This window comes from Leptotrichia sp. oral taxon 221 (assembly GCF_018128245.1).
GTDB lineage: Bacteria > Fusobacteriota > Fusobacteriia > Fusobacteriales > Leptotrichiaceae > JABCPH02.
In genome coordinates this window covers 948,226-968,145 of sequence record NZ_CP072378.1, presented here as the reverse complement: position 1 = coordinate 968,145, position 19,920 = coordinate 948,226, and the positions used below count along the sequence as shown (strand labels likewise).

20 protein-coding genes and 1 CRISPR repeat array are annotated in these 19,920 nt (G+C 25.5%); of the genes, 6 read left to right on the top strand and 14 right to left on the bottom strand.

Annotated elements, in window-relative coordinates; genetic code table 11:
* Positions 1-2: 2 nt before the first annotated feature.
* The 10 genes from cas8a1 to cas4 all read right to left on the bottom strand — a co-directional run bounded on the left by cas8a1 (position 3) and on the right by cas4 (position 9,476).
* Positions 3-1,847 (bottom strand): type I-B CRISPR-associated protein Cas8b1/Cst1, encoded by a 1,845-nt coding sequence (gene cas8a1 / locus J4863_RS04230; protein WP_211619214.1) that lies wholly within the window; start codon positions 1,845-1,847, stop codon positions 3-5.
* A gap of 17 nt (positions 1,848-1,864) precedes the next feature.
* Positions 1,865-2,647 carry a CRISPR-associated endoribonuclease Cas6 gene (gene cas6, locus J4863_RS04225; RefSeq protein ID WP_211619213.1) on the bottom strand — a complete coding sequence of 261 codons (783 nt, stop codon included), beginning with the start codon at positions 2,645-2,647 and terminating at the stop codon, positions 1,865-1,867.
* Positions 2,648-2,678: 31 nt separating this feature from the next.
* Positions 2,679-2,810, bottom strand: coding sequence for a hypothetical protein (locus J4863_RS09485; protein ID WP_256439025.1), 132 nt, complete (start codon positions 2,808-2,810; stop codon positions 2,679-2,681).
* A 117-nt stretch (positions 2,811-2,927) separates the two neighbouring features.
* A complete protein-coding gene (locus tag J4863_RS04220; protein WP_211619212.1) occupies positions 2,928-3,179 on the bottom strand; it encodes a hypothetical protein in 252 nt (83 codons plus the stop codon).
* A 90-nt stretch (positions 3,180-3,269) separates the two neighbouring features.
* Positions 3,270-3,479: a hypothetical protein gene (locus J4863_RS04215; RefSeq protein WP_211619211.1), complete on the bottom strand. Its 210-nt coding sequence runs from the start codon at positions 3,477-3,479 to the stop codon at positions 3,270-3,272.
* Positions 3,480-3,484: 5 nt separating this feature from the next.
* Positions 3,485-3,766: a hypothetical protein gene (locus J4863_RS04210; protein WP_211619210.1), complete on the bottom strand. Its 282-nt coding sequence runs from the start codon at positions 3,764-3,766 to the stop codon at positions 3,485-3,487.
* Positions 3,756-4,421 carry a hypothetical protein gene (locus tag J4863_RS04205; RefSeq protein ID WP_211619209.1) on the bottom strand — a complete coding sequence of 222 codons (666 nt, stop codon included), beginning with the start codon at positions 4,419-4,421 and terminating at the stop codon, positions 3,756-3,758. The genes J4863_RS04210 and J4863_RS04205 overlap by 11 nt, the downstream gene beginning before the upstream one ends.
* 35 nt (positions 4,422-4,456) lie before the next feature.
* Positions 4,457-7,411: a CRISPR direct-repeat array (repeat unit 29 nt; unit sequence ATTTACAATACAAAATGTTTCTATTAAAT).
* 196 nt (positions 7,412-7,607) lie between these two features.
* Complete coding sequence (gene cas2, locus J4863_RS04200; RefSeq protein WP_018449890.1) at positions 7,608-7,886, bottom strand: CRISPR-associated endonuclease Cas2; 279 nt, start codon at positions 7,884-7,886, stop codon at positions 7,608-7,610.
* Positions 7,887-7,888: 2 nt separating this feature from the next.
* Positions 7,889-8,881, bottom strand: coding sequence for a type I-B CRISPR-associated endonuclease Cas1b (gene cas1b, locus J4863_RS04195; RefSeq protein WP_211619208.1), 993 nt, complete (start codon positions 8,879-8,881; stop codon positions 7,889-7,891).
* 106 nt (positions 8,882-8,987) lie between these two features.
* Positions 8,988-9,476 (bottom strand): CRISPR-associated protein Cas4, encoded by a 489-nt coding sequence (gene cas4 / locus J4863_RS04190; RefSeq protein ID WP_211619207.1) that lies wholly within the window; start codon positions 9,474-9,476, stop codon positions 8,988-8,990.
* A gap of 296 nt (positions 9,477-9,772) precedes the next feature.
* Here cas4 and ytvI point away from each other — a divergent pair, with 296 nt between their 5' ends.
* The 4 genes from ytvI to J4863_RS04170 all read left to right on the top strand — a co-directional run bounded on the left by ytvI (position 9,773) and on the right by J4863_RS04170 (position 13,081).
* Positions 9,773-10,975: a sporulation integral membrane protein YtvI gene (gene ytvI / locus J4863_RS04185; RefSeq protein ID WP_211619206.1), complete on the top strand. Its 1,203-nt coding sequence runs from the start codon at positions 9,773-9,775 to the stop codon at positions 10,973-10,975.
* 57 nt (positions 10,976-11,032) lie between these two features.
* A complete protein-coding gene (locus J4863_RS04180; RefSeq protein ID WP_211619205.1) occupies positions 11,033-11,428 on the top strand; it encodes an OsmC family protein in 396 nt (131 codons plus the stop codon).
* Positions 11,429-11,580: 152 nt separating this feature from the next.
* On the top strand, positions 11,581-11,979 hold the full coding sequence (tnpA, locus tag J4863_RS04175; protein ID WP_211619204.1) for an IS200/IS605 family transposase: 399 nt from the start codon (positions 11,581-11,583) through the stop codon (positions 11,977-11,979).
* Positions 11,980-11,983: 4 nt separating this feature from the next.
* On the top strand, positions 11,984-13,081 hold the full coding sequence (locus tag J4863_RS04170; protein ID WP_211619203.1) for an RNA-guided endonuclease TnpB family protein: 1,098 nt from the start codon (positions 11,984-11,986) through the stop codon (positions 13,079-13,081).
* Between the two features lie 202 nt (positions 13,082-13,283).
* Here J4863_RS04170 and J4863_RS04165 read toward each other — a convergent pair whose 3' ends face one another.
* Entirely contained in the window at positions 13,284-13,487 is a 204-nt protein-coding gene (locus tag J4863_RS04165; protein WP_211619202.1) for a cold-shock protein, read from the bottom strand.
* Between the two features lie 431 nt (positions 13,488-13,918).
* Between J4863_RS04165 and J4863_RS04160 the strand changes: the two genes are divergently transcribed.
* Together J4863_RS04160 and J4863_RS04155 are read left to right on the top strand one after the other, a co-directional pair.
* On the top strand, positions 13,919-15,136 hold the full coding sequence (locus J4863_RS04160) for an aspartate kinase (RefSeq protein ID WP_211619201.1): 1,218 nt from the start codon (positions 13,919-13,921) through the stop codon (positions 15,134-15,136).
* Positions 15,137-15,185: 49 nt separating this feature from the next.
* Complete coding sequence (locus tag J4863_RS04155) at positions 15,186-16,385, top strand: homoserine dehydrogenase (RefSeq protein ID WP_211619200.1); 1,200 nt, start codon at positions 15,186-15,188, stop codon at positions 16,383-16,385.
* A gap of 61 nt (positions 16,386-16,446) precedes the next feature.
* Here the strand turns inward: J4863_RS04155 and J4863_RS04150 are convergent, their stop codons facing one another.
* The 3 genes from J4863_RS04150 to J4863_RS04140 are packed head-to-tail and all read right to left on the bottom strand — an operon-like array spanning position 16,447 to position 19,917.
* Positions 16,447-19,050 carry an alpha-amylase family glycosyl hydrolase gene (locus J4863_RS04150; RefSeq protein ID WP_211619199.1) on the bottom strand — a complete coding sequence of 868 codons (2,604 nt, stop codon included), beginning with the start codon at positions 19,048-19,050 and terminating at the stop codon, positions 16,447-16,449.
* Positions 19,047-19,751, bottom strand: coding sequence for a ComF family protein (locus tag J4863_RS04145; protein ID WP_211619198.1), 705 nt, complete (start codon positions 19,749-19,751; stop codon positions 19,047-19,049). The genes J4863_RS04150 and J4863_RS04145 overlap by 4 nt, the downstream gene beginning before the upstream one ends.
* On the bottom strand, positions 19,714-19,917 hold the full coding sequence (locus J4863_RS04140; protein ID WP_211619197.1) for a zinc ribbon domain-containing protein: 204 nt from the start codon (positions 19,915-19,917) through the stop codon (positions 19,714-19,716). Before J4863_RS04140 ends, J4863_RS04145 begins: the two co-directional genes overlap by 38 nt.
* Positions 19,918-19,920 lie beyond the last annotated feature (3 nt).

The window sequence follows — 19,920 nt, the reverse complement described above, 5'->3', positions numbered from 1 at the left end:
TATTATTCATTCCCTTCATTTTGATTTTCTTTATTATCATCATTTAATAATCCCACTAAAAATGCATATCCTAAAGTTTTAAACTCATCTTCATTTTCTAATGCTCTTATAAAAAGTTTGTGAATTCCTTTTCCAATATAAGCATGTGCTGTTATCAAAATATCCATAAACAGATTTACATTATTTGTTCTTAATGCATTTTGCAATCTGTATTGCAATCCTCTTATTTTATTTTCATTATTACTTTTTTCTACATATCTTTTTCTAAAATAATATGCATTATTTTTTATATCAGTTATATTTTTTAAAGTTAAAGTTTCTTCTACTTCTGTTTTTTCCATTCTTCCTAGTCTCCTAATATTTTTAATATTTATTTCTAATAAATCGCATAAATCTTTACTATAAAAATTACATTTATATTTTTTATATGACATTTTTATATAACATATTTTATCTATTGTTGAATATAAATTTCTACTTTCTAAAATTATTTCTATTATTGTCCTATACAAATATTCTACAGTATCCCATTTAGGTTCATTTTTATCATTTAATAAAACATAGTACTTTTCAAAAAATCTATTTAATCTATCAAAATTTTGAAATATAAAAAATAATGTTTTTCTAGATAATATATTAAATCTATAAACTGGATAACTTTTACCTTGTATTTCTTTCCTTTCAAATGTTCGAATTACTTGAACATCTGCTATTTCATATTTTTTATCCTGACTTTGTAATTCAAATTCCTTAAAAATTGTTTTATATAGCCTATTTTCACTAAACTTATCTTTCTCAAAAACATTATAAGAAATTGCATTATTTATTTTTTTTAAATTTTCAATATCATTATTAGCATTTACAAAAATACCTTTACCTTTTTGAATATATGTAAATCCTGCTGATACACATGTATAAATTAAATAAACAAGAGGTGTTACATAAATATCGTTATAAAAATTCCAAACATTAGATAACTTCTCTGAAGGATTAAAAAAATCTCCTAAGAACTGTATAGTCTTTAAATACCTTTTATTCTTATCATCCTTTTTTTTAGTGGGTATCGGTAACGGTTCATTAGAAATAAAACATTTCAATTTAAATATTTCATTATTTTCCTTATTTTCCTTAATATAATTTACTACATCTTTTATAAAATAATCTCTATAAACTTTATAATTATCACCAACATCAATTCCTTTTTTCCGTTTTATCGCTAAATTAGCGATATCTAAGAATGCTATCCCTTCCCAACCATATCTTATTATATTTTTTACATCTTCAACTTCAAAGTATTTTTTTTGTTTTCCATCTTCGCCATATATATTTTGTTTGCAATATTTTAATATTCTTTTTATTAAATTGAAATTATTTCTTATTTCTTCAATAGTAAAGTTTTTATTTAATTTTTTTATTTTCCCTTCTAATTCAAGAATATTCTTTTCAAAATCTTTTCCAATCAAAGAATATATTGTTCTATATTTTTTAGGATTAGAAAAAGCATTTTTTACCATTACTATTTTTTTATTGATATTCTTTCTAAATTCTTCATTCAAATCATTAACATCTAGATCAAAATCATCAATATACTCCTCAAACTCCAAAATTTTTCCATAAGTTAAAGTTTTCCCGTATCTTTTTATAAAAAAATCAAAATATTTATATTCAAAATCTTCTAAAAGTTCCAACAATTCTTCTTTTGAAAATTTCAAACATCTATTTTGATCATCAATAAATTTTCTTACTTTTTCTTCTCCATCCGATGTTTCAAGTATATTAATAAACCCCAATAACCCTGCATTAAATAACCAATCTTTTAATTTTAATTTCATTTTCCCGTCGCTCATTTCTCTTCCTTCTCGCACTAAATTATTTCAAGCATCCCAAATCCACTTCCAGTCACACTTCCAAGTCCTGCACTATAAATATAATCTAAAAGATAACTTTTTCCTTCAAATTTTATTGTTCCTACTGAAGCGTCAATAAGTATTCCCTTAAATTCTTTTTCTGAACTTTCCTTCTGAGCAGCACTTCTTTTGTCATAATGCTTAACAACTACTTTTTTAGTTTTACTCGCATCTATCACTAAATCTTCAATATCTTTTTCTACATATTCCCCCATTATTTCTTTCAATCTCAAATAAAGATTTCTTTTTATAATCACAGGAAACTCCTTATCAGTTCCTACATAATATTTATCTTTCTCAGTTTCTCTATCGTGATCCCTACAAACCACTGGTGACAATGTTTTCGCATTCAACACATTATTTTTTACAAATTTTCTTTGAACAACTGAAATATTAGTAATTCTAACTTTAGTTTCATCTGATATTTTAAATTCTTTAAATCTAATACTAGAAAAAGCATTATAAATATTTAAACTATCTACATTATCAAAAATAGAAAAATTAATTATAAATCTTTTATCATTCTCATTTAAAAATAAAATTTGTTCTTTCTCAAACTTAATCGCATGAAAATAAACAGCCCAAGTATAATTTTTTTGCTTCGTTGAGTCAAAAAGTTCTTCAAAAATCTCCCTATCATATTCTTTCAACCCAACTTTCAACATATGCAAAATTTTAACCCTAAAATTAACTGGAAATGTGTTTCCTTCAATTAATTCAACATTAATTCTAAATCTCATATTTTATTCACCCTCTTTTATTAATTTACAACTATCTAAAAAAATATATCACTGCAATCAAAATGTTAATCCAAGTTAAAATCTCATAAAACTTTTCTTTTCTAGTTGCTTCCTTCCAACCAATTCTAAATTTAAATTTTATTTTTGTATTTCCAAATCTCATTTTTAGAATTCCTTTTTTGTATTAATATTAGTATAACCCACACTTTAAATTTGTCAATATCAGTTATTTATTTTTTTAATAGCTTCAACTGTCTATTTACAATATAAAATGTTTCTATTAAATAAAAACTAATGTTGCAAGTTCCGTATTTGAAGTATCAAGTTGTTTTTGAAGTTCAGCAAGGCTCTTATTATACTTCTCTTCTGCAGTAAGATTAGCATTATTGATTCTTGTTTCATAATCTTCAATCGTTTCACCGTGCTTTCTCTCCAATTCTTTTTTCTCACTTTCAAACTTTTTTCTCTCTCTTGCAATCCTTTCTTTAATCATTTCATCTACTTGTTCCTGTGTAAATGTATTTTCTGACATAATTATCCTCCCATTTAAAGTCTGTCGACTATTTTCTATCCAGATGTTTAATGTCCATCAGTACGACAAATAAAAAGAGCAGTCGTTAAACTACTCTTTTGATTTTTTCTCACTCGAATATAACTCTTTCAATCTTCGTAAAAATGTCAAGGGATTCTCATTTTTAAACTCAGACCGTTTTAATTGTTCAAAAATTCTCTGTCCATTTTCAAATATTCCCCACGCCACTATATTTTTTTCTTTTAATTCCTGCAATTCCTTAAAACTTTTATACACTTCATTATCTCTTGTTATTTTCATTTCTCCTATAGTATCCACAGTCCTATCTCTTGATGAAGTTTTGAAATTTCTTCTTTTATATTTTCTTTTTCATATTCTTTGAAAAACTCAGTTAAACTTATTTGTTCACCTAACTCTATAGATTTTTTTAATTCTAAAAATGTAAACTTATACGAATTCAGCTCTATATATTTCTTTACATATTCATCTTTATTTATTTGATTCTCTATTTTTCTTTTCATCAAGTCTCTAAGTTCTTCTCTGTTTTTCATATAATTTTTGTAAAATGTTGTATTTTTAATATCCATGATTAAACCTCCTGTATCTTAAATTTTTCTCTGAAGCAAAATACAACTGTAGAATTCTGTTTCGTTCTTCGTCATTAAGTTTTAAAAGCTCATTAGGGTTTTTAATGTAAATTTCTACCCTTTCCAAATGTTTTTTGACATCATAAATTTCCGAACACAGTTCATGAATATACTTTTCATCAATTGCAGCTAAATATTTCAATTTCAAATTAGTGAACGAACTAAAATCATCATTGCTAAATCCCCACTCGTGATTACTATTTTTAGGATGGTTGTGAGTATACAAAGCGTCTTCAAAATTAATTTTAGTCATCTTATGACTTGGTATTGAATTTTCATCTCCTTTCAAAATATAAATATCTCCATTTTTAGCTATTACTAACGCATTTTCTTTGCTCTTCTTAACGATTTTTTGTTCATATCTTCGCAACAATTCCAGCGGTTCATCTTTATACTCCGTTGCATTAATATTCCCTATATTTCTGTATCTACCACCTTCAACAAAAACAGTACCATTATTATTGATTATACCCTCATTTTCATTATTTTCAAAATCTTCTTTTTCAGGTTCATCAGAAAAAACATCTGAATACTCATAAGGAACAGTTGTACTTCTACAGCGAGGGTGCATTGGCGGATAATTTTCTCCTTCCATTGCATTTTCCGTTTTAAATACTTCACCGTTAAGACATTTACAATACAAAATGTTTCTATTAAATGCGTCTAAAGCTGGTTATATAAATACTTTTAAAACAATTTACAATACAAAATGTTTCTATTAAATAGCCTTGAGATACAGCAAACAACAAGCCTTGATGACATTTACAATACAAAATGTTTCTATTAAATCGTTCAACAAATTTTTTGAAAATGACTTTAAAAAAAATTTACAATACAAAATGTTTCTATTAAATAACACTTGCAATAGCTTCTTTTATCCCAGAAACGAAATTTACAATACAAAATGTTTCTATTAAATATACAAGCAATATACAAAATTCTATATCTTTTCCACATTTACAATACAAAATGTTTCTATTAAATATCAAAAGATAATTTAGTAAGTTATGATGTATTTATATTTACAATACAAAATGTTTCTATTAAATTATATTTTTTTCCAAATCTTTACCTCTTTGAGCTGCATTTACAATACAAAATGTTTCTATTAAATCAAACAAATTCAAGGAATTATTAGGAAATAAAGCGGCATTTACAATACAAAATGTTTCTATTAAATCAAATGCTTCCACTCCAATATCGTGCTTTTCGGTAATTTACAATACAAAATGTTTCTATTAAATCTTGGTCTATGCCGTACTGGGAAAATACGGAAATAGATTTACAATACAAAATGTTTCTATTAAATTAGTAAAAAACTTAAATTCAATAATAAATATTTGTAATTTACAATACAAAATGTTTCTATTAAATATTAGAAGAAAAATTAAACAAATCAAATGAAGAAATATTTACAATACAAAATGTTTCTATTAAATCAATTTCTCATCTGGCTCTGTAAGATAACTATCATTAATTTACAATACAAAATGTTTCTATTAAATAATATGTAAGTATAAAAAAGTAAATAAAATTTTTGGATTTACAATACAAAATGTTTCTATTAAATATACCTTGACTATGAATTATATAAGAAATTTAGAAAATTTACAATACAAAATGTTTCTATTAAATAGCATTAAAGAACAATGATAGAGTAGAGATGTTAGAATTTACAATACAAAATGTTTCTATTAAATTGAGTATGAGAAATAATTTTAGAATTTAAAAACAAAGATTTACAATACAAAATGTTTCTATTAAATCAATATGGAAAACAAGGAAAGTTTGCAGAAAAAATATTTACAATACAAAATGTTTCTATTAAATTCCATCTCTATCTCTGTCTAAATGTCTTGCGTAACCATTTACAATACAAAATGTTTCTATTAAATGAGGTTGGCGAATTTATTCACGAATTAAAGCCAAAAATTTACAATACAAAATGTTTCTATTAAATAAAAGCCTAGAGATTACATAAACATAGTAGAACTGCATTTACAATACAAAATGTTTCTATTAAATCAATAAAATTTTAGAAAAGATTGACAACACTCTTGAAATTTACAATACAAAATGTTTCTATTAAATTCTGCTACAATAATTCCTTGTTTTACATCTGCTGCAAATTTACAATACAAAATGTTTCTATTAAATTTAAACTTAGATGAACTTAGATATATAGATAAGAACATTTACAATACAAAATGTTTCTATTAAATTTATTTGCTCTCTTATCTAATGTTTCTGTTAAATAATTTACAATACAAAATGTTTCTATTAAATTTAATTATTGAAGGGTATAAAAGATTGTATGAGAAATTTACAATACAAAATGTTTCTATTAAATAGACTTTAGAAGTTTTAAAAAAGATAAAAGTTCTAGATTTACAATACAAAATGTTTCTATTAAATACTTAATAACGGAAGAGTATTCTTTGCGGAACTTAATTTACAATACAAAATGTTTCTATTAAATGAGAGAACATTTAACAGAAAAAGAGAAAGAATTATAATTTACAATACAAAATGTTTCTATTAAATAACATCAAGTATTTATATTGGAGATGGTTCTCACGGATTTACAATACAAAATGTTTCTATTAAATTTAAAAAAATATTTTAAAGTTAGGAGAATAAATAAAATTTACAATACAAAATGTTTCTATTAAATGGTTGACTGAAAAAGATTTAGAAGAAATAAATAATAATTTACAATACAAAATGTTTCTATTAAATGTCAAGATGAAAGAGTATGAGTTAAGTACTTATTATATTTACAATACAAAATGTTTCTATTAAATCAAGGAGATGGCAGACTATGAAAAGTAATTTAATAGATTTACAATACAAAATGTTTCTATTAAATAAAACAAGGTTATTTCCAACAATATTGTATTTAATAATTTACAATACAAAATGTTTCTATTAAATTTTCTATAACAATATGATGAAAATAGTGTTTTATCAATTTACAATACAAAATGTTTCTATTAAATATTAAATATTTCTGCTAAAGCTGACAAAACTTTAATATTTACAATACAAAATGTTTCTATTAAATTTAAGAAGAAGAAATGAAAGATACTTGTTAAATCGTATTTACAATACAAAATGTTTCTATTAAATCAAATGCTTCCACTCCAATATCGTGCTTTTCGGTAATTTACAATACAAAATGTTTCTATTAAATAATTAGTAAACTTTGAGTCGTTTCTAAATGTACCCCATTTACAATACAAAATGTTTCTATTAAATAGGAGCGAATGAAATTAAGAGAAAAATTGTTTGACGATTTACAATACAAAATGTTTCTATTAAATCACATCAACACCGATGAAAATCACTTGTAGTGTAACATTTACAATACAAAATGTTTCTATTAAATAATGAAATATATTCAAAATATGTAGATAATGTAAATATTTACAATACAAAATGTTTCTATTAAATCTCTGACAAGAATACAGAAAAAGTTGTGATGATGTAATTTACAATACAAAATGTTTCTATTAAATTTTAGACTTATACCATATATTCTTTTTATATTTTTTTCATTTACAATACAAAATGTTTCTATTAAATCTAATCTTCCTCAAACTACCTATATAGTATACCACTTTTCCTCATTTTTGTCGATAACAATATTTTTATATATTTTTATCAAGAATTTCTTTTTATCTTTTTATATAACAATCAAAAAATCCAATAAAAGTCGATATTACCGAAAATCTGTCGATGTATTAGCTTTTTATTGTTATTACAGATCGACAGATTTTGTTTAAAAGAAGTTTGAAGTTTTATCATCTTCGATTCCCCAAAATTCTTTTTCTAGCCATTTTTCTTGACGAGATTTAAAAATTATTAAAGAATCCTTATCTTTGCGAATAAATTTTCCTAGTTCTATATTTAATTTTTTTAATAATACTGGTGTTATCTCGCCTTCAAATACTGATTTTTGAACATTCGTTAAATATTTTTTACAAATTTTAAATATATTTCTGGAAATTCTGGCTCCATTTTCATCAGAAAGAATGTCATAAACTAAAATTATATACATAATTACCACCATATTTTGAATCCTTCATATTTTTTATCTTCTAATAAATGTTTTACCAACTTATATGCTTCTAATCTCATTAAATGACGATAAGAAACTTTTCGATTCAAATCTCTGTGTTTTATCGTTGTTTCTAATCTTTCGTTAAAAGTTTTTAAAATTAATTTTTGAGTATTTTCTTTCATGTAGAAATAGTTTGAATCTTTTACAAAATCTTTTTCTGTTATCATTTTTTTATTCAATAATGAAAAAATAATTCTATCTGCTAGAAGTGGCTTAAATACTTCGGAAATATCAAGTGATAAAGAAAACCTTCTTTCACCAACGCTATGTAAATAACTTATGGTTGGATTCAGTTGGCTCACATAAATTTCTGACAAACAAGCTGTATAAACCAATGTATTCAAAAAAGAAATCATTGTATTAATCATATTATCAGGCGGTCTTTTTACTCTTTTCTCAAAATTTATTTCTTGATTTACAATAGTATTCCACGCAGTATAGTAAATACGGCGAATACTTCCTTCTATTCCCATTAATTCTTCAACATTTTCTGTTCGAAAAATCCCTTTTCTAAGTGCTTTAATATCTATTATTTCTGATTCCAATTCTTTTCCACGCTCTTGATAATATCTCAAATTTCGCAAAATGTTTGTACTTGCTGCATCAATTATTAATTGTGCCAATTCAATTCTTTTTTTATTATCCGTATAATTTTCAACTTGTTTTACAAAAAGTTTTCCAGAAACATTTGATTCTTTTGGATAAAATGTTCCTGTATAAAAGCCATAGTAATTAAAAATATGAACTGGAATCTTATTTTGTGCCAAATAATTTAGAGCTTTTGTATTCAATGAAATTTCTCCAAATAGATAAATATCACGAGTAACTTCAATTTTTATATCTTTAAATCTTCCATCCGCTGCAGTAATTCTAATAACATTATCTTTTCGTTTTAATTCTCCATTTGAAAAAATGAAATAACTTTCTGACATTATGAATCCTCCTTTCTAGTAGTTTTTGTAATTTGACTTTTTGGTAACTTATAATTTTAAGCAATTTTAAAAATATTTTCAAATAAATTTTATTTTTAGAGAATTATCAAATATAGCAAAACTCATAATAGGAACATTGTTTACACATTTTTTCATTAATTACAGGAGGAATTTTTTCATCTAAACAAATTTTTTCAATATCTTTTAAAATATTCTTTAATATTTTTTCATCTTCCGATGTCAAAAACACCTCTTTACGCTCTTTAACCACAGGATAATCAATGATCCCTTTTTCAATATCAATTCCTCTTTGCTTTAAAAAATAAATATAATACTTTACTTGCCAAATAGCTGCTTCTTCAATAGATTTACTTTTTTTAACCTCATGAATAACTTTCCAATGCCTAATAAAATCAATATTTACAGTTTCTTCTATCATTATTTGTTTCGTTTCCAAGTTATAACTATTTTCATCAATCAATTTCCCCATTTGAACATTTTCATTGTCTTCTTCAAGATTAATATTTCGTGAATTATACCACAACTTTCGTTTGCAAACAAAATAATAGTTTATCATCAATCCTGTTATTTTCATTTTGTATCACCTTCGGTTACTAATCTTTATTTTATTTATTAAAAGTATACCGTTATTTTTTCTATTGTCAATATTGTAAACAATCTTCATATTTTAAAATCAATGATTTCAATAAAATTCAAACAAGAAATTTGTCATTTTTATAAGTGGACAATTGATTATTTTTTTTAAAGTTGTAAAGTAATAATTATAACATAATATTTATTCAATATCTCGTTTGATAAATATTGTATTTACAATTTCTCACATTTATTATATAATTTAACTATAAAAATTTAAAAATAAAGGAGTGATTTATGGCAAGTTACAAGAGTTTTGATTTTAAAAAATTATATTTTATAGTGTATATTGCTTTAGTTTTGCTAGTTGTATTTATAGGTTTTAAATTGGGTCTTTTTTTATTTCCTTTTTTACTAGGTTTAATTTTTTCAATATTGACACAGCCGTTTGCTAATTTTCTGAAAAAGCGATTTAATTTTTCTCATAAATTGGCAACTATTATTTCAATAGTGCTATTTTTAGGAATATTTTTAGGTTCTATTGTTCTTGCTTCGCTAAAATTATTTGAAGAAATTTATAAATTATCAAATAGTTTAGATTATTATTCTGAAGAAGCTAAAAATTTATGGAATCATTCAGTTGATACAGTTTATTCTTATTTAGGACAATTGCCAGAAGGATTTACAAATGAAGCCAAAAATATTATAAATGGTTTTATTTCAAAAGGTGCTAGACAAGCTGGATTATTTATTAATAAACTTATTGGTTTTATTACTTCTATACCAACATTGATACTTTATACCTGTATTATGATACTTTCTACATTTTTCATAAGTCTTGATAAAACGCAAATTGTTAGTTTCTTAGAAAAACAATTTCCAAGCATTTGGTTAGAAAAAATTTATAATATCAAAAGAGAAATGTTTACAGTTTTAGGTTCTTACATAAAAGCACAATTAATCTTGATGACTCTTTGTTTTTTTGAATTATTGACTTTATTAAATTTATTATCATTTTTAAAATTTAACGTTCATTATCCATTATTAATGTCAATCATTATTTGTATAATTGATGCGTTGCCAATCTTAGGAGCAGGTGCGATTTTACTTCCTTGGGTTGTACTCGCAATACTTCTTGGTGATTTTAAACTAGCAGTTGGAATTCTTATTGTTTATTTCATCGTGTTATCTGTTAGACAGATGTTAGAACCAAAATTAATTAGTGAAAATATTGGAGTTCATCCTTTGATAACTTTAATTTCTATGTATTCTGGATTCAAAATTTTAGGAGTTTCTGGATTTTTAGTTGGTCCAGTTGTTATGATTATTTTAAAAAATGTATTTTCAAAAGAATTAGAAATTGGATTTTTCAAAGAAATATTTGATGATTTTGTTACTCCTGATAAAAATTCTAATAAAGGAAAAGACGAAAAGAAAGACATCGATGAAAATATTCCTGAAAATTTAAAAAAGGAATTTATTGAGGATAAAAAATGTTAAAATAAGATATATGATTTAAAATAGATTCTAATAGAAATTTATAAAGAGGTGAAAGTTATGATTAAAGCTGAATTTTTAGAAAATGGAAGAAATAAGATTATTGACAAATCAAACCAAGAGTTTTTTACAGATATTGCTAAAAAATTTGGTGGTTATGATGAAACTGGTTCTCCAAGTGACCTTTTAGTAGCCGCATTAATAACATGCGCAATGTCTACTATCGAATCAAAAGCTCGTATTTTAGATATTAATGTGAGTGGATTTCATGCAAAGGGAGATAAAATTGTAGAAGATGATAAAATCAGAAAATTTGTAATTGAATATCACTTACCTGAAAGCCTTTCAGCTAAACACAGAGAAAAATTGGAAGGTGTTGCAAAAAGATGTTTTGTAGGTAAGCAATTACATCCTGATATTGAAAAAGATTTTACATTTATTTATGATGTAAAATAATTAAGATTTATTTAATTTAACAAAAGATAGCAAGAAGTCTCCGGCTTCTATAAGTGGGAGATGAATTGCTTTTTTTTGTAAAAAAAATTGAAAAAAGGATATATTTATGATATAATTTATTCAGTGAAATAATATAAAAGTAGGTAATAATAATGTCATATAATAGTAATTACCATTCAGTATTTGATATAAATTATCATATGATTTTTTGTACAAAATATCGAAGAGAAGTCATTGATGATGAAATTTCTAATAGATTAAAAGAGATTTTTGAAAAAATATGTCCGAAGTATAACATTGTTCTTAAAGAATGGGAACATGATGTTGATCATATTCATATGTTGATTAATGCTATGCCTAATACTGAACTTTCTAAGTTTGTAAATACTTACAAAAGTGCTTCCAGCAGGTTGATAAAAAAAGAATTTCCTGAAATAAGGGGAAGATTGTGGAAAGAATATTTTTGGAGTAGAAGTTACTTAGTTGTAAGTGTTGGAGGTGCACCGTTAGAGATAATTAAAAAATATATTCAAAGTCAAAAGGAGGTGTAATTTTATGAAATATAATTTAGCATTCAAATACAGAATTTATCCAAATAAAGATCAAGAATTATTGATAAATAAGACTTTTGGATGTGTTCGTTTTGTATACAACAAAATTTTGTATACTGCGAATAAAATTTATGAAGAAACTGGAAAAAATAAAATAATTACACCTGCCAGTTTGAAAAGTGAAAACCAATTTTTAAAAGAAGTAGACAGTCTAGCACTTTCAAATGTTCAATTGAATGTGAAACGATCGTTTATGAATTTTTTTCATAAGAGGACGAAGTTTCCAAGGTTCAAATCTAAAAAGAAAAGTGTTAAAAGTTATACGACAAATTGTGTGAATAATTCGATACGAATTGAGAAAGGTAAATATTTGATTTTGCCAAAATTGAAAAAAGTAAAATTGAAATATCATAGAGAAATACCAAAGGATTATAAAATAAAGTCGGTAACACTAACAAATAGTAATGGAAATTACTATGTTTCTGTTTTGACGGAATTTGAAAAAGAAATTCAAAAAATGTCAAGTAATGATAAAGTGATTGGACTTGATTTTTCGATGTCTGAATTATTTATTAGTTCTGAAAACCAAAGGGCTGATTATCCAAGATATTTTAGGATATTGGAGAAAAAATTGAAAGAATCACAAAAATCATTGTCAAGAAAAGTTAAATTTTCTAAAAATTGGTATAAGCAAAAAGCGAAAATATCAAGATTACATGAGTATATTAAAAATTGTCGAAGAGATTTTTTGCATAAATTATCGAAAAAATTGTCTGAAGAATACAATGCTGTGGTTGTTGAGGATTTGAATATGAAAGGGATGAGCCAGGCATTAAATTTTGGTAAAAGTGTAGGAGATAATGGGTGGGGAATGTTTTTGAGAATGCTTGAGTATAAACTGATGTTTTTAGGGAAACAATTTTTAAAAATAGATAAGTGGTTTCCGTCATCGAAAACTTGTAGTAGATGTGGAAATCTTAAAGAGGAACTGAAATTATCAGAAAGAAGTTATAAATGTGAGTGCTGTGGAATTGAAATTGATAGAGATTACAATGCGGCACTGAATATAAAAGATATTGGAAAAGAAATGTTGAAATATTAGGAAATAAAAAAACAGGGTAGGAACTACCCGAAGAGCTTGGTAAATATATTTGGCTAACAAAAGCAGATACTTCCCAAGAAGCTCCCGCTTCTAAACGCGGGAGTAGTTCACCTAGTTAGTAATTTAAAAATTAGTTAAATTTTTTTATTAAAAATAAAAAAAGACTATACCACTTTAAATAGTATAGTCTAATTTTTTTTAATTAATTTTGAGAACTAACTACATTTGTTGCTTGAGGTCCTTTTTCTCCTTCTTCTACATCAAAAGTTACTTCTTCACCTTCGCTAACAGTTTTGAATCCTTCTTTGTTTATTTTTGAGAAATGTAAGAAATAATCATTTCCATCTTCTCCTGAAATAAATCCGAATCCTTTTTTGTCGTTAAACCATTTTACTTTACCTAACAAAGTATTACCTCCTAAAAATTTATACCTCAAACATCTTGTTACAAATTACTTTATAAATTACTTTATATATTTTTGTTACATTATTTTTGTTTTTGGCTATCTGTTATTATTATACCATATTTTTTTAAAAATAAAAACTTTTTTTTATTTATTTTTAAAAAATATTATAATTTTTGTCCTAAAAGTTAGATATTTTAATATTTTATGCCTTTTTATTAACGTTTTTTTCGATATATATAATAAATACTTATAACCATTTATTATATATATATTAATCTTTATAAATATATATACTTAAAACTCAACTTTATTAGTAATATATATTGAATTATACTAGAAAATAGTATATTATATAGGGTATAATATTTATATATTTGAAAATAGGCTTTATAAACCTAAATTTAAAATGTAAGGAGAGAAAATAGTATACAATGGCATTAATTATACAAAAATACGGTGGTACTTCTGTTGCAAATGCAGAAAGAGTTAAAGAAGTTGCCAAAAGAGTTTTAAAATATAAAAATGAAGGAAACGATGTTATCGTTGTTGTTTCAGCTCCTGCTGGAACTACTGATTCTTTGATCAAAAGAGCTTATGAGCTTTCTGATACGCCTAATAAAAGAGAGTTAGATATGCTTCTTACCTCTGGAGAACAAATTTCAATTGCTTCACTTGCAATTGCTATTGAAGAATTAGGTGGAAAAGCAATATCGTTAAATGCTTTCCAAGTAAACTTTAATACGACTGACGCTCATACAAAAGCTCAAATTTTGAACATTGACACTGATGTTATAAAAGAAAATTTATCTAAAGGGAATGTAGTTGTTTTTGCTGGATTCCAAGGAATTACAAAAAATAATGAAATTACTACGCTTGGACGTGGTGGTTCAGATACTACTGCTGTTGCTTTGGGAGCTGCTTTATCAGCTGATGAAGTTGAAATATATACTGATGTAGACGGTGTTTATACAGCAGATCCAAGAATTGTTAGTAACGCAAGAAAATTAGAAAGCATTTCATATAAGGAAATGTTAGAATTAGCAGCTTCAGGAGCAAAAGTATTGCATCCTAGATCGGTTGAGATCGCTGCAAAATATGGAATTAAAATACATTTACGTTCATCATTTGATGATTCATTAGGAACAATTGTAGAAAGTGAAGGAGAAAAATCAATGGAAAAAGCTAAAATTATTGGAGTTACATCATCTAAAAACGAAGGAAAAATTACTCTTTCTGGATTACCTGATAAGCCAGGAATTGCAGCAAAAGTATTTTCCACTCTTGCAAAATCTAAAATTAATACAGATATTATTTTACAAAGTTCTAGTATTAATAAAGAACTTAACAATATTTCATACACAGTAAAATCAGATGATTTATTAGAAGCTGTAAGAATTTCTGAAGAATTGAAAAAAGAATTAGGTGCTGAAGGAGTTACTTTTGAAGAAAGAATCGCAAAAGTTTCTGTAATTGGAATTGGATTAAAAACTCATTATGAAACAACAGCTGAAATTTTTGATACACTTGCAGAAAATAATATAAATATCGATATGATTTCTTGTTCAGAAATAAATGTTTCATGTATTATTAAAGAAAGTGATGTTGAAAAAGCAGTTAGAGCATTACATAGTAAATTTTTAGAAAACTAATCTTGAAAAAGATTATTAAAAATATTCATAATTTGTTAGGAGATATAAAATGAAAATAGGAATTATTGGTTTAGGAACTGTTGGAGAAGGAGTTCTTAAAGTACTTACAGCAGAAAAAGAAAGTATCTTTGAAAAATCGAGAGCTGATATTGAAGTGAAATATGCTTGTGACTTGAATACAGACAGAAATTTTTCTTTTGATTTTGATAAATCAATTTTGATAAATGATTATAAAAAAATATTAGCAGATCCAGAAGTAAAAATAGTTGTTGAATTAATTGGTGGAGAAACTATCGCAAAAACTATTATTACTGAATCTTTTAAAGCTAAAAAAAGTGTTGTTACTGCTAATAAAGCATTAATAGCTAAACATGGTGTAGAATTATTTCATATCGCTAAAGAAAATGGCGTTTCATTCTTATTTGAAGCAGCTGTTGGTGGAGGAATACCTATTGTTACGCCACTAATGGAAAGTTTAGTTGCGAATACTATTACTGACATTAGAGGAATAATGAATGGTACTTCTAACTATATTTTGACTAAAATGAAAGAAGAACATTTGTCATTTGATGAAGCATTAAAATTAGCATCAGAAAAAGGATATGCTGAAGCTGACCCAACTTATGATGTTGATGGAATTGATGCTGGTCATAAAATAAATATTTTGGCTTCTCTTGCTTATGGAGGGTCTATTAAATTTAAAGATATGCAATTGTCTGGAATCAGAGATATTACAACTGTTGATATCGCTGCTGCAAATCAATTGAATTCTACTATTAAATTGATTGCTAGCTCAAAACTATTGACAGAAACTTCTGCTCAAATTTCTGTAGAACCTGTTTTAATTTCAAATGGAGAAATTTTAGCAAAAGTTGACGATGTTTATAACGCAATTGAAACTACTGGTTCTTATACAGATAAAACTTTATTCTATGGACAAGGTGCTGGAATGGATCCAACTGCTTCAGCTGTAGTTGCTGACATTGTTAAAATTACTACTAGAAATCATATTGAATCTGATTATTTCTTTAATTCAACAAAAGTATTTGAAATTGTAGATTCTAATACTACAAAAGATTCTTATTACATCAGAGTTTCTAAAGATTTTGATGTTAATAACTCACCTTTTGAAGTTACAAACGAAATAGAAAACTTCTACATTATTTTAGTTGATAATATTTCAAGAAATGAAATTAGTGAAATTATTAAAGATGCTAAAGAAAAAATTGTATTAAAAGTTAGTAAATAATTTATATATTTTTCACATAAAAATAGCTCACCTTAGACGATGAGCTATTTTTAATTTTAGATTAATTTTTCTTTTTAAATGAATCAAACATATTTTTATCATTACTATACAATACTTTCACTTCATTTGGTTTCAAAGTAAGTTTTATTTTTCTATCTGAAATAGAATAATTTTCTTTTGGATTTAATTCATTTTTATAAAATCCAAATAACTTAGGAACTTGTAAAAATACAGGATAACTACTTGAACTATTATTTACTACAACAATCATAGATTCATTTCCACTGGAAATCTCATAAGATAAGAAATCAAGGTTTGGCCATTCAGGATTTATAGTTAAATTTCTATAAGTTTGGGCCTTTCTTTTTTCCTCACTTAAATATTGATTAATATCTGCATCAGTTCTAGATTTCATTTTAGGATCTCCATAAACTTCTAATACTCTAAAAGTTCCATTTCTAAATAATTCTCTATGTTTTTTTCTGATTGCTAATAATGATTTATAATAATTCTCAATTTCGGAATTACTTTTTACAGGATACGAGATCTTTTTTTGAACCTCATCAATTTGAATCTCATTTGATAACTTTCTCAAATTATCTATAGAATATTTTGTAATTTGGTCAGTTTCATTTTCATAAGGTGCATAATCATCCCAAAGCATAGGTTTTCTATTTCTTGGAGAATCTGCTCCCCACATTCCTTTTTCATCTCCATAATAAATTACAGGCGTTGCAGGCAATGTCAAATGAACACCTATTATTTTTTTTAATTTACTAACTGCTAAAGGATCATAGATATCTGGTCTTATATTCAAATATCCTTGATTCGACTGATTATTTCTATCATATACTCTGTTAGGATTTATTATCCCACTAAAAATTCTATCAGTATCTAAAGAATCAAAAAATACTTGTGTCGCATTAAATCGTTCATTTGCATATTTATTGTAAATTTCATTTAATTTACTTGCAAATTCTACATCTCCAATTTTATAATTTATATTGTTATTAACCATATATTTAATAACATTATTTACAATATTATAATCTGCTCCGCTATCATACACGCCTTCTTCTATATCTTTTGTAAAGCTATTCGAAAATTCTCCTGTAATCAATAAATCTGGCTTATATTTTTTCAAATTTTCTGTTATATCAGCAATATATTCTTTATTTTTATCATCATAATACACATATCTAATACCATCAATTCCATCATCATAAACATTTTTCTTGAATGTTTCATCTGGTCCTAACACCCATTTTTTCAATGAATTTTCGATATAATTTCTAACTTGTGGATTTGATAAATCTAAAACCGTGTCTTTCAAATACCAATTTGAGTATTTCCCACCATTTCTTGCAAAAAACTTATTCGATGTAGTATCTGGAGCCACTTCTATTACTACTCTCAATCCCTTTGCATGCGCCTTTTTCAAAAGACTTGCCAATTGTAAATCTGAATCTGTCCAAACCCATGTTTTGGTATCTAATAAACTTTCATCCAACAAGTTTTTATCAGTTTCAGGATTGTAAGTCAATAAATTCAATTCCATATCTCCATTTTCATTGTGAACTTTTCCTTTTATATCCAAAGCTTTTATCGTTCCAGTTTGTTCGATTGAACCAAAATAAGGATCTACATGGTTAAAATAAATCGTATCATATTTGTGATTCGACAAAGAATAAAACGGTGATGATAAAATTATATACTCTACTCCCAAATCTTTTAAGTAATCTAATTTCTCTTCAACTCCTTCTAAATCTCCTCCGTAATATCTCGTATAATTTTGTACACCATTTAAAACATTTTCTTCCCAATCATTTTTATCTTCATAGTTACTGTCCCATTCGCTCAATGTAAATTCTGGCTTATCATCGCCTCCCCAATATGCAAGTACTAATTCTTTTTTAGATCTACCCGATCTTAATTCTCCTGTTGGTTCAGAAAAAATACCTGTTCCAAACTCGTTAAAAATTGGATCATTATCTACATTTCCATTTCTAAATGAATCTATATAAATTTGATATCCAACTGAACCTCTCGCCCAATTCGGAATCGATGTCAATTTTTTCGATTTTGTATATTGGAATTTTTGAACTGCTGATTCATCTTTTGTTGTGTTTCTTCCATAATAATATTTAGTTTTTGCATCTGTTAATTTAAAATAATAACTTGTTGGAACATTTGGAATTTCTGCTACAAAAATCTCTTTTCCAGAATAATTTCCAATTCCTCGCATCATTTGTTTCTGTCCATCAAACATAACTTCTGCTGAATAAATATCATTATTTTTAGTTTTTAAGATAATTCTCATTTTAGAACCATTTTCTATTCTGTAATCTGGTGTTTCCTTATGTTCCAAAGCATTTATATCAATAATTCCATCATTTCTTTGACTGTATTTAGTAACACTCTGCTCCTCAGAATTTCCATCTACTTCTAAATCATCATTTTTATTATCATTTTTTTCTTGTGTTTTTTCTTTTAAAGTTGATTCATCAGTATTTTCAGCAATCTCACTTTTTATATTTTTCTCATTAACTTTTGTCACATTTTGATTAAGTTGATTAAGATTGTCATTCTTCGTTTTTGCAAATGACATACTTGAACCAGCTATCACAAAACATAGTACTACCAATTTTAATTTTACTGAACTCATATTTCTCCTTTATTTACTTTAATTTCTCTAGCTGCTGCCAGACAAAAAACTGTAACTTTTATATTTTTCCTGTCTTCTTCTTTTGAATACATTCCCAAAATACTATTTTTTATTTCCTTCAAAGTTGCACCTGTTGTTATTATATCATCAAACAGCAATATATTTTTATTTTTAAAATCTATATTATTTTGCACTTTAAACGCACCTTTAATATTTTGTTCTCTCAATTTTTCATCCAATAAATCAGACATTTTTTTAGTATTTTTTACACGCTCCAACTGAACATAACTAACTTTCAATTGATTAAGAATCTCATCCACTTGATTGTATCCTCTATCATTTTTCCGCTTTTTATTCACAGGAACACTTACGACCAAATCTATTTTTTCATTTTTTAAAATAAACTTAAATTCTTCCTCTATTAATTCTGCTATTAATTTTGAAATAGCCTTATTTCTTTTATATTTATATGCAAAAATTAATTTTTTAAAATCTTCTGTATAATCCCAAATATAATAAATATTATTCAAACTTCTTAAATTTTTTGTATCAAAAAGTCTATTTTTACTTTCTTTTGATACAATTCCGTACTCAACTAATTCTCTCCCTGAAAATATATCTTTATTTTTGAACAAAAGACTTTTAAAATTAAATATTATTTCATCAAACTGTTGTTTTAGCTGCTTTTTTACTTTTTTCAATTACTTTTGCCGAGTACATTTCACTATAACCACAATTCTGACAAATCTTTAAATAAAATTTATCTAAAGAAATTTTTGTATCTCCCATTTTTTTTGTCGGTAACACTGTTGTTTTTATTTCGCAAAGAGTAGAACCGCATTTCAAACACTTTTCATTATTTTTCATATT